This window comes from Aeromicrobium duanguangcaii (assembly GCF_024508295.1).
Taxonomy (GTDB): domain Bacteria; phylum Actinomycetota; class Actinomycetes; order Propionibacteriales; family Nocardioidaceae; genus Aeromicrobium; species Aeromicrobium duanguangcaii.
In genome coordinates, this window is record NZ_CP101990.1 from 681,104 (window position 1) to 695,800 (window position 14,697).

Sequence of the window (14,697 nt, forward strand, 5' to 3'; positions counted from 1 at the left end):
GACGAAGTGGCCAATCGTCTCGCTCAGTCCCAGTCCCCGTACCTGCGTCAGCACGCCGAGAACCCGGTGGACTGGTGGGAGTGGAGTCCGGAGGCGCTGGCCGAGGCGCAACGCCGCGACCTGCCGATCCTGTTGAGCGTCGGGTACGCCGCCTGTCACTGGTGCCACGTCATGGCGCACGAGTCGTTCGAGGATCCCGCGACGGCGGCCTACATGAACGAGCACTTCGTCAACATCAAGGTCGATCGCGAGGAGCGGCCCGACATCGACGCGGTCTACATGCGCGCGACCCAGGCGATGACGGGCCAGGGCGGCTGGCCGATGACGTGCATCCTGACGCCGACGGGGGAGCCGTTCTTCGCCGGCACGTACTTCCCGCCCGAGCCCCGTGGCGGGCACCCGGCGTTCAGCCAGGTCCTGCAGGCGCTGGCCGATGCGTGGGAGAACCGGCGCGAGGAGGTTCTCTCGTCCGCCGGGCAGGTGCTCGACTTCCTCTCTGAGGCCGACGACTTCGGCGGCGAGCCGCTCACCGCCGATGACCTCGACCGCGCGGCCGCGACGCTCGTGAAGCAGGGCGACCCGGAGGCCGGTGGTTTCGGCGACGCCCCGAAGTTCCCGCCCTCGATGGTGCTCGAGTTCCTGCTGCGCCAACACGCGCGCACCGGGGACGACGAGGTCTGGTCGATCGTCTGCCGCACCTTCGAGGCGATGGCGCGTGGCGGCATGTACGACCAGCTCGGCGGCGGCTTCGCGCGCTACAGCGTCGACCGCTTCTGGCGCGTGCCCCACGTCGAGAAGATGCTCTACGACAACGCCCTGCTGCTGCGCGCGTACCTGCACTGGGCCCGGGCACTGCGGGCGCGCGGCGACGGTGGTGAGCACCTCGCCCTGGCCGAGCGGATCTGCCATGAGACGGCCGACTTCATGCTGTCCGAGCTGCGCACCGAGCAGGGCGGCTTCGCCTCGGCCCTCGACGCCGACAGTGATGGCCACGAGGGCACGTACTACGTGTGGAACCCGCACCAGTTGATGAAGGCGCTCGGCACCAGCGACGCCGCGTGGGCGGTCCAGTTGCTCTCGGTCACCGGCGGCGGCACCTTCGAGCGGGGCTTCTCGACGTTGCAGCTGCTGCAGGACCCCGACGACCCGCAGCGCTGGGAGCGCGTGCGCGCCCGACTGCTCGAGGTCCGGGCCGAGCGCACCCGCCCGGCCCGCGACGACAAGGTCGTGGCCGCGTGGAACGGCTACGCCGTCACCGCGTTGGCCGAGTGCGGCATCCTGCTGGACCGGCCCGATCTCGTCGACGCGGCCGCCGAGGCCGCGACGCTGCTGTGGGACCTGCACGTCGAGCCCGGGTTCGTCCGCACGTCCCTGGGCGGCGTCCGCTCCGAGCACGCGGCGGTGCTGGAGGACCATGGCGCGGTCATCGAGGCGTTCATCGCCGTACTCGGCGCCACTGACGACCCCCGCTGGCTGGACCGTGCGCGGCACGTGGCCGACCGCGCGCTGGCGCACTTCCGCGCCGAGGACGGCGGTTGGTACGACACTGCCGACGACACCGAGGCGCTGGTCGTGCGACCGCGCGACGTGTCCGACAACGCCAACCCGTCAGGCTCGTCGGCCCTCGCGCACGGGTTGCTCGCCTTGGCCGCGGTCACCGGCGACCACGACGTGCGGGCGGCCGCGGTCGACTGTGTCGAGTCCGCCGCGGCGCTGGCCACCGGAGCTCCGCGGTTCGCGGGATGGACCCTCGCCGCCGCTGAGGCGCTGCACGACGGGCCCGCCGAGATCGCCGTCGTCGGCGAGGTCGCCGGTCCGATGCACCGGGCCGCGCTCGGCCTGACGGCGCCGGGCGCCGTCGTGGTCGCGACGCGCGAGGGCTCGCCCGTGCCGCTGTTCGAAGGACGGCAGGCGATCGGCGGGCACGCCACCGCCTACGTGTGCCGCGACTTCGTGTGCGCGCTGCCCGTCACCGATCCCGCGGACCTCGCCGCAGGCAACCAGGTCAGGACTGGTACACGAGGAGACTGACGCCGATGTAGTGGACGATGAACGCCGCGATCGTCAGGGCGTGGAACACCTCGTGGTACCCGAACCACCTCGGGTTCGGGTCCGGCCACTGGAATGCGTAGACCAGGGCGCCCACGGTGTAGAAGATCCCGCCCAGCACGAGCATCGTGAACACGGTCGTGGACGCGGCCGCCATGAAGTCGGGCAGGTAGATCAGCGCCGCCCAGCCCAGGGCCAGGTAGAGGGGCACGTAGACCCAGCGCGGTGCCGACAGCCAGAAGACCTTGAACAGCACGCCGAGGATCGCGCCGCCCCACACCAGCGAGAGCAACGTGATGGTCTGGCGCTCGTTGAGCAGCAGCAGCGAGAAGGGCGTGTAGGACCCGGCGATCATGATGAAGATGTTCGAGTGGTCCAGTCGCCGCAGGATCTGTTTGGCGCGCTCGCGCCACGGCACGGTGTGATAGACGGCGCTCACGCCGAACAGCAGCAGTGCGCTCAGCATGAAGACCGCCGCGCCCGCGCGAGCGGCCAGGCTGTCGGCGAAGACGAGCATGATCAGGAAGGAGATCAGCGCCAGCGGCGCAGTCGCCGCGTGCAGCCATCCGCGAAGGCGAGGCTTCATCTCCTCGACGGTGTCGCGAATGCGATCCCCCACCTCGTCGACGGTGGTGTCGGGCTTCGGGGACGGCATGTGCCCATGCTAGTCCTCAGGTCGTCGGGAGCCACTCGACGAGTGCGTGACAGTCGTCCCATCGTGCGGGGCCGCCGCGTACTCTGGACGCCATGCCGGTCAGCGATCTCCTCTACGGCGTGTACGAGCGTCGCCTCGCCAAGGGACTCGACCCCGAGCACCTCCCGCGTCACGTCGGGGCCATCGTCGACGGAAACCGTCGCTGGGCCCGCGGTGCGGGCGCCGGCGTCGACCACGGGTACCAGGCCGGCGCGGACAAGATCGCCGAGTTCCTCGCCTGGTGCGACGAGCTCGGTGTCGAGATCGTCACCCTGTGGCTGCTGTCGACCGACAACCTGCGCCGCCCCGCCGACGAGCTGGCCGCGCTGCTCGTCGTGATCGAGCGCCTCGTCGAGGACCTGGCCACCGGCGGCTACCGCATCCGCCTGATCGGCAACCTCGACATGCTCCCGGCCGAGAGCGCGGCGCGGATGAAGCGCGCCGCCGACCTCACCGTCGGCGCCGAGTCGAGCCTGTCGGTCAACATCTGCGTCGGCTACGGAGGTCGCCAGGAGCTGACGGACGCGATGCGCTCCCTGCTCATGGAGCAGGCCGGCTCCGGCCGCAGCCTGGAGGACGTCGCGTCGACGCTCGAGGTCGACGACATCGCCGAGCACCTCTACACGAAGGGACAGCCCGACCCGGACCTCGTGATCCGCACGTCGGGCGAGCAGCGGCTCAGCGGGTTCCTGCTCTGGCAGAGCGTGCACTCGGAGTTCTACTTCTGCGATGCGCTGTGGCCCGCGTTCCGGCGCGTCGACTTCCTGCGCGCCATGCGCTCCTACGCCGAGCGCGAGCGCCGCTTCGGCGCCTGATCGACCCCTCCGGCCGTTCGCACAATCGTGGCGACACGCGGCGCGGCGTCCGATTCCCCGCCTGCTCCGGTCGTACTTTCGGGGTGTGCCCTTGCTCCATCACGAGCTCTCCGGTGACCGAGAGGCTCAGCCCCACTTCCACTAGTGAGAGCTGGGCGCCGGGCGCGCGCGTGGCTCTCGAGGAGACAGCCGTGGCTGCTACGAAGAGCAACACCCCGCCCCGCCGCACCTACGTCCTCGACACGAGCGTCCTGCTGGCCGATCCGGCCGCGATGCAGCGCTTCGGCGAGCACGAGGTCGTCCTGCCGGTGGTCGTCATCACCGAGCTGGAGGCCAAGCGCCACCATCCCGAGCTCGGGTACTTCGCCCGCAACGCGCTGCGCTTCCTCGACGACCTGCGGGTCCAGCACGGCACCATCGACGTCCCGATGCCCATCGGCCTCGAGGGCGGCAGCCTGCGCGTCGAGCTGAACCACACGGACGCGTCCTCGCTGCCCTCGGGCTTCCGCCAGGGCGACAACGACACCCGGATCCTCTCGGTGGCCCGCAACCTCGCCAACGAGGGCCACGACGTCGTGCTGGTCTCCAAGGACCTGCCGATGCGCATCAAGGCGTCCGCGGTGGGGCTGACCGCGGAGGAGTACCGGGCCGAGTGGGCGCTCGAGACCGGCTGGACGGGCATGACCGAGCTCGACGTCGACAGCGCCGATCTGGACGACCTGTACGAGCAGGGCACCGTCGAGCTGGAGCCCGCCCGCGAGCTGCCCTGCCACACCGGGCTGGTGCTGCTCTCGGACAAGGGCAGCGCCCTGGGCCGGGTCACGCCCGACAAGCAGGTCCGGCTGGTCCGCGGTGACCGCGAGGCCTTCGGCATCCGCGGGCGCTCCGCCGAGCAGCGGATCGCCCTGGACCTGCTGCTCGATCCCGAGATCGGCATCGTCTCCCTCGGCGGCCGCGCCGGCACCGGCAAGTCCGCCCTGGCGATCTGCGCCGGCCTCGAGGCCGTCATGGAGCGCCGCCAGCACCAGAAGGTCATCGTCTTCCGCCCGATGTACGCCGTCGGCGGCCAGGAGCTGGGCTATCTGCCCGGCAGCGAGTCCGAGAAGATGGGCCCCTGGGGCCAGGCGGTGTTCGACACGCTGGGCGCCGTGGCCTCACCGCACGTCGTCGAGGAGATCGTCGACCGCCAGATGCTCGAGGTCCTGCCGCTGACGCACATCCGCGGCCGCTCCCTGCACGACGCGTTCGTCATCGTCGACGAGGCGCAGTCGCTCGAGCGCAACGTCCTGCTGACGGTGCTCTCGCGCATCGGCGCCAACTCCAAGGTCGTCCTGACGCACGACGTCGCGCAGCGCGACAACCTGCGGGTGGGCCGCTACGACGGCATCGTCGCCGTCGTCGAGAAGCTCAAGGGCCACCCGCTGTTCTCGCACGTCACCCTCACCCGGTCCGAGCGCTCGCCCGTGGCGGCGCTCGTGACCGAGATGCTGGAGGACGTGACCCTCTAGGGCGTCAGTTGATCTCGCGAGCGGCGAGCGCGCGGCGGAGGTCGTCACGGCCCTCCATCACGTAGCGCTTCGCCGCCGCGGGCGCCTGCGTGCCGGCGAGCCACGCGTCGACCTTCGCGAGCGTCTCGGACGTCGGGTTGGGCAGCGGGAACAGGTTGATCAGCGCGACCTGCCCGATCCACACGCCCATCTCGTCGATGACGGTCTCGGCCATCTCGAGGTACTTGTCGACGTACGGCGCGAGCACCTCGGCCTGACCGGACACCTGGAACCCCGAGGCGATCTGACGACGCGTCTCGTTGGGCGTGGAGGCGTCCTCGACGACGCGGCGCCAGGCCTCTGCCTTGGCCTCGGGGGTCGGGCGCAGGGCCTTCGCTCCGGCGGCGTGCTCCCGGCCCTGGCTGGTGTTGTCGCGCTCCAGCTCGGCGTCGATCTCGGCCTCGTCGGCGTCGCCCAGCTTGGCCAGGCCGCTGATCAGCGTCCAACGCAGGTCGGCGTCGATCTCCAGACCCGAGATCCACCCGCCGAGCAGATCGCGCAGGAGCTTCGGCGACGTGGCCGCCGACGCCAGCGCGCGGGCGAACGCCAGCTGGTGGTCGCTGCCGGGCTCGGCGTTGACCAGCAGGTCGGCCACGCCGGCCTCCCAGCGCGCGGCCAGTTCGGGCCGCTTCTCGTCCGAGGTGAACAGGCTGACCGCGCTCTTGCCCTGACGCAGCAGCGACGAGACGGCCGTGAGGTCCGTCTCGGTGCCGACGCCGGCCAGCACGAGGTCGACGAACGAGGCCGAGGGCAGCTCGGCGTCGCGCGTCATGTCCCACGCCGAGCCCCAGCACAGGGCGCGGGGGAGCGAGTCGGCGAACGAGCCGATGCCGCTCAGCAGGGTCTGGAACGAGCCCTCGTCGAGGCGGATCTTGGCGTACGTGAGGTCGTCGTCGTTGAGCAGGATCAGGTCCGGGCGGGCCTTGCCGACCAGCTCGGTGATCTCGGTGCGCTCGCCGCGGACGTCGGTCTCGATCCGGTCGGTGCGCACGAGCCGGCCGCCCTCACGGTTGTACAGGCCGATCGCGATGCGGTGGCGGCGCAGCGTCGGGTACTCGTCGGTCGCGGTCTGCTCGACCTCGAACCGCGTGAAGGCGCCCGCGTCGTCGACGTCGAAGTCGGCGCGCAGCGTGTTGACGCCGGAGGTCTGCAGCCACTCGGCGGCCCAGCTGTCGAGCTCGCGGCCCGAGGCCTCGGACAGCTCGGCCAGCAGGTCCTTCAGCTCGGTGTTGCCATAGGCGTACTTCGAGAAGTAGCTGCGCAGACCCGCGAAGAAGTCCTCCTCGCCCACCCAGGCGACGAGCTGCTTCAGCGCCGAGGCGCCCTTGGCGTAGGTGATGCCGTCGAAGTTGGCCTCGACCGCGTGCAGGTCGTAGTTGTCCGCCGCGATCGGGTGCGTCGTGGGCAGCTGGTCCTGGCGGTAGGCCCAGTTCTTGCGGTTGTTGGTGAAACCGGTCCACGCGTCGGTGAACCGGGTCGCCTTGACCGACGAGTGGTGCGCGGCGAACTCGGCGAACGACTCGTTCAGCCACAGGTCGTCCCACCACTTCATGGTCACGAGATCGCCGAACCACATGTGGGCCATCTCGTGCAGGATCGTGTTCGCGCGCTGCTCGTAGGCCGAGACGGTCTGACGGCTGCGGAAGATCATCTCGTCGCGGAAGGTCACGCAGCCCGCGTTCTCCATCGCGCCCATGTTGTACTCCGGCACGAAGAGCTGGTCGTACTTGCCGAACGGGTAGCCCATCTGGAACGCGCCCTCGAAGAACTCGAAGCCCTGCTTGGTGATGAGCAGGATGTCGTCGGCGTCCAGGTACGGCACGAGGGACTGGCGGCAGAAGACGCCGAGCGGGATCTGGCCGTACTCGCCGGCGTACGTGTCGCGGACCTCGTGGTAGTCGCCGGCGACGAGCGCGGTGATGTAGGTGCTCATCGTCTTGGTCGGCTCGAAGTGCCACACCGCCGCACCGCCGTCGAGCACGATCGGCTCGGGGGTGGGGGAGTTGGAGACGACCTTCCAGTGCGACGGCGCCGTGACGTGGAAGGTGAACTGCGCTTTGAGGTCGGGCTGCTCGAAGGTCGCGAAGACGCGACGCGCGTCGGGGACCTCGAACTGCGTGTAGAGGTACACCCGGTCGTCCGCGGGGTCGACGAAGCGGTGCAGACCCTCGCCGGAGTGCGAGTACAGGCAGGTTCCGGTGACGACGAGCTCGTTGTGCGCTTCGAGCCCGTCGATGGCGATGCGCTGGTCGGAGTAGGCCGACAGGTCCAGCTCGCGGCCGTTGAGCGTGATCGACTCCAGCTCGGCGTCGACCAGGTCGACGAACGTCGACGAGCCGGGCTGCGCCGCGAAGGTCAGCGTCGTGATCGAGCCGAATCGCTCGCCTTCGAGGGTGAGATCCAGGGCGATGTCGTAGGCGGCGTCGGAGACGACGGCGGCGCGCTGGCGGGCTTCTTCACGGGTGAGATTGGTGCCGGGCATGCTCTTACTCTTTCACCCGTTCGCGAAGGCCCACCACCCGACGGCTCGTTGGAGATCGGTCACACCGGTCGCTGCGGCGGGGCTGCGCGCCCGATGGTCAGGCAGGATGTTCGCATGGACATCCCGTTCGCCGCCTCGGAGCGGTCGACGATCGGCGTGGAGTGGGAGCTCGCGCTGGTCGACCAGGACTCCGGGGACCTGCGCCAGGTCGCCCAGACGGTGCTCGAGGCGGTGGCGCCCATCGGTGGCGGCGAGCACCCGCACATCAAGCAGGAGCTGCTGCTCAACACCGTCGAGGTCGTGACGGGTGTGTGCCGCAGCGTCAAGGAGGTCACGCACGACCTCAGCCGCAGCATCGAGGCGCTCCGGCTGGTGACCGATCCGCTGCGAGTCGAGCTGATGTGCGCCGGCACGCACCCCTTCGCGCGGTGGACCCAGCAGAAGGTCACCGACAAGGAGCGCTACGCCACCCTGATCGACCGCACCCAGTGGTGGGGACGACAGATGCTGATCTACGGCGTCCACGTCCACGTCGGCATCGAGGACCGCGCCAAGGTGCTGCCGATCAGCCGGGCGATGCTGACGCACTATGGGCACTTCCTGGCGCTCAGCGCGTCCAGCCCGTTCTGGGGCGGCCAGGACACCGGCTACGCCTCGAACCGCGCCCTGATGTTCCAGCAGCTGCCCACGGCGGGCCTGCCCTTCCAGTTCGATCACTGGCACGAGCTGGAGCACTACGTCGGGGACATGATGCACACCGGCGTGATCGACTCGTTCGACGAGATCCGCTGGGACATCCGGCCCTCGCCGAAGTTCGGCACGCTCGAGATGCGCATCTGCGACGGCGTCCCCACGCTCTCCGAGCTCGGCAGCATCGCCGCGCTGACCCACTGCCTCGTCGAGCACCACTCGCGCGAGCTGGACGCCGGTCGCGAGCTGCCCTCGATCCCCTCGTGGTTCGTGCAGGAGAACAAGTGGCGCGCCGCCCGGTACGGCATGGACGCGATCCTGATCCTCGACCGCGACGCCCGCGAGGAGCTCGTGACCGACGACCTGGAGCGCCTGCTGGTGCAGCTCGAGCCGGTCGCCGCGGACCTCGATTGCGCCGAGGAGCTGAACGGCGTCCGCGACATCATGGCCGCCGGGGGCGCCTCCTACCAGCGCCAGCGCGCGGTGGCCGCAGGGCAGAGCGGCGAGCTCGACGCCGTGGTCGCGGCACTGGTCGAGGAAATGCGGGCGGGCCGTCCGCTGTTGGACCAGACATGACCACCACTGAGACCGTCGACCTCTGGTTCGACCCGCTGTGCCCTTGGGCCTGGATGACCTCCCGCTGGATGCTCGAGGTCGAGCAGGTCCGGCCCGTCCACACCGTGTTCCACGTCATGAGCCTGTCCGTGCTCAACGAGGACAAGGACGTGCCCGACGAGTACCGCGAGGCGATCGAGAAGGGCTGGGGTCCCGTGCGCCTGGCCATCGCCGCCGAGCAGAAGTTCGGCACCGAGGTGTTGCGCGACCTCTACACCGAACTGGGCACGCGCCGCCACAACGAGGGCCGCGAGTTCGACCGCGCGCTGTACGAGGAGGCGCTCGTCGCCGCGGGTCTTCCCGCCGAGCTGGCCGACGCCGCTGACGACACGTCGCTCGACGACGCCGTCCGCGCCTCGCACGTCGACGGCATCAGCCGTGTCGGCGAGGAGGTCGGCACCCCCGTCATCTCCATCGGCGACACCGCCTTCTTCGGTCCGGTGCTCTCGCCCGCCCCGAAGGGCGAGCAGGCGGGAACGGTCTTCGACGGTGCTCGCGCGCTGGCGTCCTACGACGGCTTCTTCGAGCTCAAGCGCACCCGGACCCGCGAGCCGATCTTCGACTGAGCGAGCCGGCCCGCGATACTGGGCGCGATGACCGACCAGCTGCCAAGCCTCGCTGCACGTCTCCGCGCTCGCCGGGACCGGGAGGTCGACGACCTCCGGCACCGCTTCCGCACGGACCTAGGGACGCGCAACCGCGTCTTCGCTTGGTCCTGCGCGGGACTGGTCCTCGTCGCCGCGCTGGTCCTGACGGTCCGGGCCGTCGTGCACGGACTGGGCCCGGGCGCGGTCCTGGCGGCCGTGCTCGGTGTTGTGCTCGTACGCGCGGCCATGCTGCGCCCGGCGACCCCGCCGCACGTGCACGGCCTGCCCGGCGTGCCCGAGCCCGAGGTCTGCCCCACGCCGGATCCGCCCGATCGCGGACCGTTCGTCCTGGCAGTGCGGTGGCTCGGGGCGGTGCTCGCGTTCGCCGTGGCCCTGGCCTCCCTGCCGGTGGTGCTCGTCGTCCTCGTGGTGCTGGCCATCGCGGCCGCGCCGGTCGTCGCCGACAAGGTGCGACTGTGGAGCGCTCGCCGGACGCTGCGCCGGGCCCTGCTGGCCTACGAGCCGCGATTCGTACTCGGCTACGGCGGCTACGGCGGCGGCCCGATCCACGTGGGGATGTGGGAGCCGCACCTGCTCGCCTCGGGCGACCGCGGTGTCATCGTCGGACTGCGGTCGCACTACTGCGCCGAGCTGCGCGCCGGGATCCGCCCCACCATGGCGTGGATCGCGGCCGGCTCGGACGTGCTGGGGGACATGCGAGTCCTCACGGTCCCGTCCATGACGACGTTCTTCTACGTCCACAACGCTCCGGGCCACCTCAAGCTCATGGGCATCCGCTCGGTCCGGCACGTGTGGCTGGGCCACGGTGACTCCGACAAGTCGGGCAGCCACCACAGCCGTCACCGGCGGTACGACGTGCTGGTCGCCTCGGGTGAGGCGGCGATCGACCGGTACGCGCGGCACGGGGTCGAGATCCCGCGGGAGCGCTTCGTGCTGCTGGGCCGCCCGCAGTCCGGTGAGGTGCTGCCCGCCGCCGTCCCCGTCACCGAGGTCGAGCGACCGACCGTCCTCTACGCGCCGACCTGGACCGGCAACGGCAAGATGACGAACTTCTCGTCGATCAAGGTCGCCGATCGGATCCTGCGGGCCCTGATCGACGCCGACGTGAACATCATCTTCCGGCCCCACCCGGTCTTCCTGCGGGCGCCCTCGTGGACCGACCGGCTGGCCGCGCTCGACGCGATCCTGCAGGCCGACCACGACGACCCGACCAACGACCGGCAGCACCTGTGGGGCGAGGAGGCCGTGCGCGGTCTGTCGGTCGCGGACTGCATGAACCGCGCCGACGCGCTCGTCTCGGACGTCTCCAGCGTGGTCTCGGACTGGCTCGCCTCGGGCAAGCCGTACCTCATGGTGAGCATGGCCCACGGTCTCGACGAGTTCGCCGAGGCCGTCCCGGTCGCCGCCGGTGGCTACACGGTCGACCGCCGCCTGGCGGGCCTGCCCGACGTCCTCGACGACATGCTCCATCGTGACCCGCTCGCCGACCGCCGGCGCCGGCTGAAGGTCCGCGTCCTGGGCGAATACGAGGGCGACGAGTCGGCTCGCGCGTTCGCCGCCTGGGTCCATGAGATGGCGCACACGCCGTTGGTCCGGTCCTGACCGCACCTGTCAGGATGGACCCATGCGCGTCCACCTCGGTGCCGATCACGCCGGCTACGAACTCAAGAACCATCTCGTCACGTGGCTCACCGAGCACGGCCACGAACCCGTCGACCACGGCGCCCACACCTTCGACGCCGACGACGACTACCCGCCGTTCTGCGTCGACGCCGCCCAGGCGGTCCTCGACGACAAGGGCTCGCTCGGCATCGTGATCGGCGGCTCCGGCAACGGCGAGCAGATCGCCGCCAACAAGGTCCCCGGCATCCGCTGCGCCCTGACCTGGAGCGTCGAGACCGCCCAGCTCGCGCGTCAGCACAACAACGCGCAGGTCATGGGCATCGGCGCCCGGATGCACTCGCTCGAGGAGGCCGAGCAGATCGTCGAGGCCTTCCTCACGACCCCGTGGAGCGAGGCCGACCGCCACCAGCGTCGGATCGACCTGCTGGCGACGTACGAGGAGACCGGCACCTTTGCCTGAGGGGCACACCCTCCACCGCCTCGCGCTGGACCTGACCGGGACGTTCGGCGACAAGGTCGTGCGCTCCGGAAGCCCCCAGGGCCGGTTCGAGGCCGCCGCCCGGCTCGACGGTCGGACCCTGCTCGAGGCAACGGCACACGGCAAGCACCTGTTCGTGGCGTTCTCCGACCTCGAGGAGCAGGTCCACGTCCACCTCGGCCTCTACGGCGCGTTCACGTTCGTCGAGGACCCCGAGCCGCCGGTCGTGGGCCAGGTCCGCTGGCGGCTCTCCTCGGGCCGTGCGACGGCCGACCTGCGCGGCCCGACCGCCTGTGAGCTGCTGACGCCGGACGAGATCGAGGCCATCCACGCCCGGCTCGGCGCAGACCCCCTCGACCCGGCGGCGGACGTCGAGCGGGCAGCGGACGTCGTGGCCGCGTCACGGGCGCCCATCGCGACCCTGCTGATGGACCAGCGCGTCATCGCGGGGGTCGGCAACGTGTATCGCGCCGAGGTGCTCTTCCGGCACCGCATCGACCCGAAGCTGGCCGGCCGTGACCTGCGACCGGGGACGTTCCTGACGCTCTGGGCCGACCTCGTCGACCTCATGGGCGAGGGTGTCCGCACGGGCCGGATCGACACGGTGCGCCCCGAGCACGAGCCCGAGGCGATGGGCCGCGAGCCGCGGGTCGACGACCACGGCGGCGAGGTCTACGTCTACCGCCGGGCGGGCCAGCCGTGCCTGGTCTGCGGGACGCGCGTGCGCACCGAGGTCGTCGCCGGCAGAAACCTCTTCTGGTGCCCACGTTGTCAGCGGCGCCGGTAGGGTCAGTCCGTGAGCACGACGAAGGGTCCGCGGCGCGATCCTGTCGGCAGGTACCTGTCGACGAATGCGCGCGAATGGCGGACCGGATCCCGCGACGGCCAGATGGCCGCGCTGGCCGCGCTGCTGCTGCTGACCGGTGTGATGTTCATCCTCAGTCTGCAGTGGTACTGGATGGTGCCGGTGGCGATGTTCGTCGTGCCGCTCATCCTCGGCGGGATGCTGCTGCAGTGGTGGCCGCAGGCGGCCCTGACGGTCATTGTCCTGTTCGCCGCCACGGTCTCGGCGTTGGTCTACTCCGTGGACACCGGAGCCATCTCCGCGCGCCCCGCGTCCGCCGCCTCGGTGTACATCGCAGCGGCGATCCTGCTGTACAGCTCCTCGCGGAATCGCTCAGGACTCCCGGCAGCGCTCGGTGAGGCGATGCTGATGGAGCTGCGGGATCGGCTGCAGGCCCAGGGCGCGGTCCCTCCGCTGCCACCGGGCTGGGCCAGTGAGTCGGCCATGGAGTCGGCCGGCTCGGCCAAGTTCGCCGGCGACTTCCTCGTGGCGAACCTGTCCAAGGACGAGAAGTACCTCGAGATGGTGCTCGTCGACGTCTGCGGCAAGGGCGTCGCCGCGGGCACGCAGTCGCTGCAGCTGGCCGGTGCGCTGGGCGGTCTGATCGGCTCGCTGCCGCCGCTGGGGCTGTTCGCGGCAGGCAACGACTACCTCCTGCGCCAGTCGTGGGACGAGGGGTTCGCCACCGCCGTGCACGTCCTGGTCAACCTCGAGACGGGCGGCTACGAGGTGCTCAACGCCGGTCATCCGCCGGCCATGCACTGGAAGCGCGACCAGAAGGAGTGGGTCGTCTCGGGCGCCCGCGGCCTGGCGCTCGGCATCATCGACCGGCCCGAGTTCCACGGCACCTCCGGCGTGATCGAGCCGGGCGAGGCGCTGATGTTCTACACCGACGGCGTCGTCGAGACCCGCACCCTGGACCTCTCCGTCGGGGTCGAGTGGCTGCGTGGCGCCGCGGCGATCGCGATCTCCCAGGAGATGGCCGGCGCGCCGCGCCGCATCCTGGACCAGACCGAACCGGGCGAGGACGATCGCGCGGTGCTGATCCTGCACCGGCTCCCGCGATGACCGAGACCCCGATCTGGCCGTTCTACGCGACCTGCGCCCTCATCGTGCTGGCGGGGGTCTTCATGATCACCAGCACGGACAGCCAGCCCGCGGGCCGGGTTCTCGTGGTCTTCGGCGTGGTGAGCATCGTCGGCTCGCTCGTGCGGACGGCGGTCGACCGCTTCCGCGGCCGGGACCACTGAGTGGAGCGGACGACGAGATTCGAACTCGCAACATCCTGCTTGGAAGGCAGGGACTCTAGCCATTGAGTTACGTCCGCGTGGCGCCGAAGCGCCAGCACCATGATGCCACAAACACCCGGCGCGCTTCGAGTCAGCGGGCGGTTCGCGCGTCGGGCGTGGTCGAGATGACCAGGTCCGCGGCGGCGGGGGTGCGGTCGGTCGTGACGTACTCCTCCTCCTGGGCGGCCCACACGTCCCACCACGGCTCGTACGTCTCACCGTCGCGGGCCAGCGCGCGGCGGCGTCGCTCCGTCTCGTCCGCCTCCAACCACACCAGGTGGCTCAGGAACGGTCGCAGCGGCAACGCGCCCGCGCCGACACCCTCGATGATCAGGTCGGGGGTGGGCCGGACGGTCAGCCAGCGCCCGGGCCGGTCGGCCGCCCAGTCCCACAGGCGAGCGCGGCCCGCCTCGCCGATCGCCAGATCGGCCAGCAGGGCACGCACGATCGCCGGGGTCTGCGCGAGGCCGTGCCAGCCGGGGTAGAGCCGCTCGAGGTGCAGGATCGGGGCCCCGGTCAGGTCCGACAGGTCGAGGGCGAGGGCCGTCTTGCCGGCTCCGCTGCGCCCGTCGATCGCGACCACGCGGGTCGTCCCGCAGGCGGGCGCGCGCAGGAGGACCTGCTCGGCCAAGTGGGTCGCGGGGCTGGAGGGTTCCACTGGATCGACGCTAACCTGCTCGCCCCGACGTTGCCAGAGCGCAGGCGGGTTACGTTGGGCCCATGGAGCCCGTCCACGTCCGACTCTTCGCCGCCGCCCGCGAGGCCGCGGGAACGTCCGAGACGTCGCTCGAGGTGGCCACACTCGGCGAGCTGCTCGACGGTCTGGCCGACCGGTTCGAGGACCTCGGTCCGGTGCTGACCCGGTGCTCGGTGCTGGTCGAGGGGATCCGCACGACCGATCGGGCGACCGTGCTGCCGCCGGGCCTCACGGTCGACGTGCTGCCCCCGTTCGCCGGCGGCTGA

The 14,697-nt window shown here is 70.8% G+C and carries 14 protein-coding genes and 1 tRNA gene; 11 read left to right on the forward strand and 4 right to left on the reverse strand.

Features of this window, described 5'->3' with window-relative positions:
• Window positions 1-6: 6 nt before the first annotated feature.
• Window positions 7-2,031: a thioredoxin domain-containing protein gene (locus tag NP095_RS03435; protein ID WP_232417363.1), complete on the forward strand. Its 2,025-nt coding sequence runs from the start codon at window positions 7-9 to the stop codon at window positions 2,029-2,031.
• Here NP095_RS03435 and trhA read toward each other — a convergent pair.
• Window positions 2,006-2,704: a PAQR family membrane homeostasis protein TrhA gene (gene trhA, locus NP095_RS03440; protein WP_232417362.1), complete on the reverse strand. Its 699-nt coding sequence runs from the start codon at window positions 2,702-2,704 to the stop codon at window positions 2,006-2,008. The genes NP095_RS03435 and trhA overlap by 26 nt on opposite strands.
• Window positions 2,705-2,796: 92 nt before the next feature.
• Between trhA and NP095_RS03445 the strand changes: the two genes are divergently transcribed.
• The gene (locus NP095_RS03445; RefSeq protein ID WP_154595662.1) at window positions 2,797-3,558 is read left to right on the forward strand and encodes an isoprenyl transferase; all 762 of its coding nucleotides are present in this window, start codon (window positions 2,797-2,799) and stop codon (window positions 3,556-3,558) included.
• A gap of 191 nt (window positions 3,559-3,749) precedes the next feature.
• Window positions 3,750-5,066, forward strand: coding sequence for a PhoH family protein (locus NP095_RS03450; RefSeq protein ID WP_256766116.1), 1,317 nt, complete (start codon window positions 3,750-3,752; stop codon window positions 5,064-5,066).
• A gap of 4 nt (window positions 5,067-5,070) precedes the next feature.
• Here NP095_RS03450 and pepN read toward each other — a convergent pair whose 3' ends face one another.
• Complete coding sequence (pepN, locus tag NP095_RS03455; RefSeq protein WP_232417361.1) at window positions 5,071-7,587, reverse strand: aminopeptidase N; 2,517 nt, start codon at window positions 7,585-7,587, stop codon at window positions 5,071-5,073.
• 114 nt (window positions 7,588-7,701) lie between these two features.
• Between pepN and NP095_RS03460 the strand changes: the two genes are divergently transcribed.
• From NP095_RS03460 to NP095_RS03490, 7 genes are read left to right on the forward strand one after another with little or no spacing between them, the layout of a single operon-like run.
• Window positions 7,702-8,853: a glutamate--cysteine ligase gene (locus tag NP095_RS03460; protein ID WP_232417360.1), complete on the forward strand. Its 1,152-nt coding sequence runs from the start codon at window positions 7,702-7,704 to the stop codon at window positions 8,851-8,853.
• On the forward strand, window positions 8,850-9,458 hold the full coding sequence (locus NP095_RS03465; RefSeq protein WP_232417359.1) for a mycothiol-dependent nitroreductase Rv2466c family protein: 609 nt from the start codon (window positions 8,850-8,852) through the stop codon (window positions 9,456-9,458). Before NP095_RS03460 ends, NP095_RS03465 begins: the two co-directional genes overlap by 4 nt.
• Window positions 9,459-9,485: 27 nt before the next feature.
• A complete protein-coding gene (locus NP095_RS03470) occupies window positions 9,486-11,102 on the forward strand; it encodes a CDP-glycerol glycerophosphotransferase family protein (protein ID WP_232417358.1) in 1,617 nt (538 codons plus the stop codon).
• 22 nt (window positions 11,103-11,124) lie between these two features.
• Window positions 11,125-11,583, forward strand: coding sequence for a ribose-5-phosphate isomerase (locus tag NP095_RS03475; RefSeq protein WP_232417357.1), 459 nt, complete (start codon window positions 11,125-11,127; stop codon window positions 11,581-11,583).
• On the forward strand, window positions 11,576-12,388 hold the full coding sequence (locus NP095_RS03480) for an Fpg/Nei family DNA glycosylase (RefSeq protein WP_232417356.1): 813 nt from the start codon (window positions 11,576-11,578) through the stop codon (window positions 12,386-12,388). The genes NP095_RS03475 and NP095_RS03480 overlap by 8 nt, the downstream gene beginning before the upstream one ends.
• 9 nt (window positions 12,389-12,397) lie before the next feature.
• Entirely contained in the window at window positions 12,398-13,513 is a 1,116-nt protein-coding gene (locus tag NP095_RS03485; RefSeq protein WP_232417355.1) for a PP2C family protein-serine/threonine phosphatase, read from the forward strand.
• Entirely contained in the window at window positions 13,510-13,695 is a 186-nt protein-coding gene (locus NP095_RS03490; RefSeq protein WP_232417354.1) for a hypothetical protein, read from the forward strand. The genes NP095_RS03485 and NP095_RS03490 overlap by 4 nt, the downstream gene beginning before the upstream one ends.
• Window position 13,696: 1 nt before the next feature.
• Here the strand turns inward: NP095_RS03490 and NP095_RS03495 are convergent.
• A tRNA-Gly gene (locus NP095_RS03495) sits at window positions 13,697-13,772 on the reverse strand.
• Window positions 13,773-13,825: 53 nt separating this feature from the next.
• Window positions 13,826-14,392 (reverse strand): nucleoside/nucleotide kinase family protein, encoded by a 567-nt coding sequence (locus NP095_RS03500; protein ID WP_232417353.1) that lies wholly within the window; start codon window positions 14,390-14,392, stop codon window positions 13,826-13,828.
• A 62-nt stretch (window positions 14,393-14,454) separates the two neighbouring features.
• Between NP095_RS03500 and NP095_RS03505 the strand changes: the two genes are divergently transcribed.
• Window positions 14,455-14,697 carry a MoaD/ThiS family protein gene (locus tag NP095_RS03505; protein WP_232417352.1) on the forward strand — a complete coding sequence of 81 codons (243 nt, stop codon included), beginning with the start codon at window positions 14,455-14,457 and terminating at the stop codon, window positions 14,695-14,697.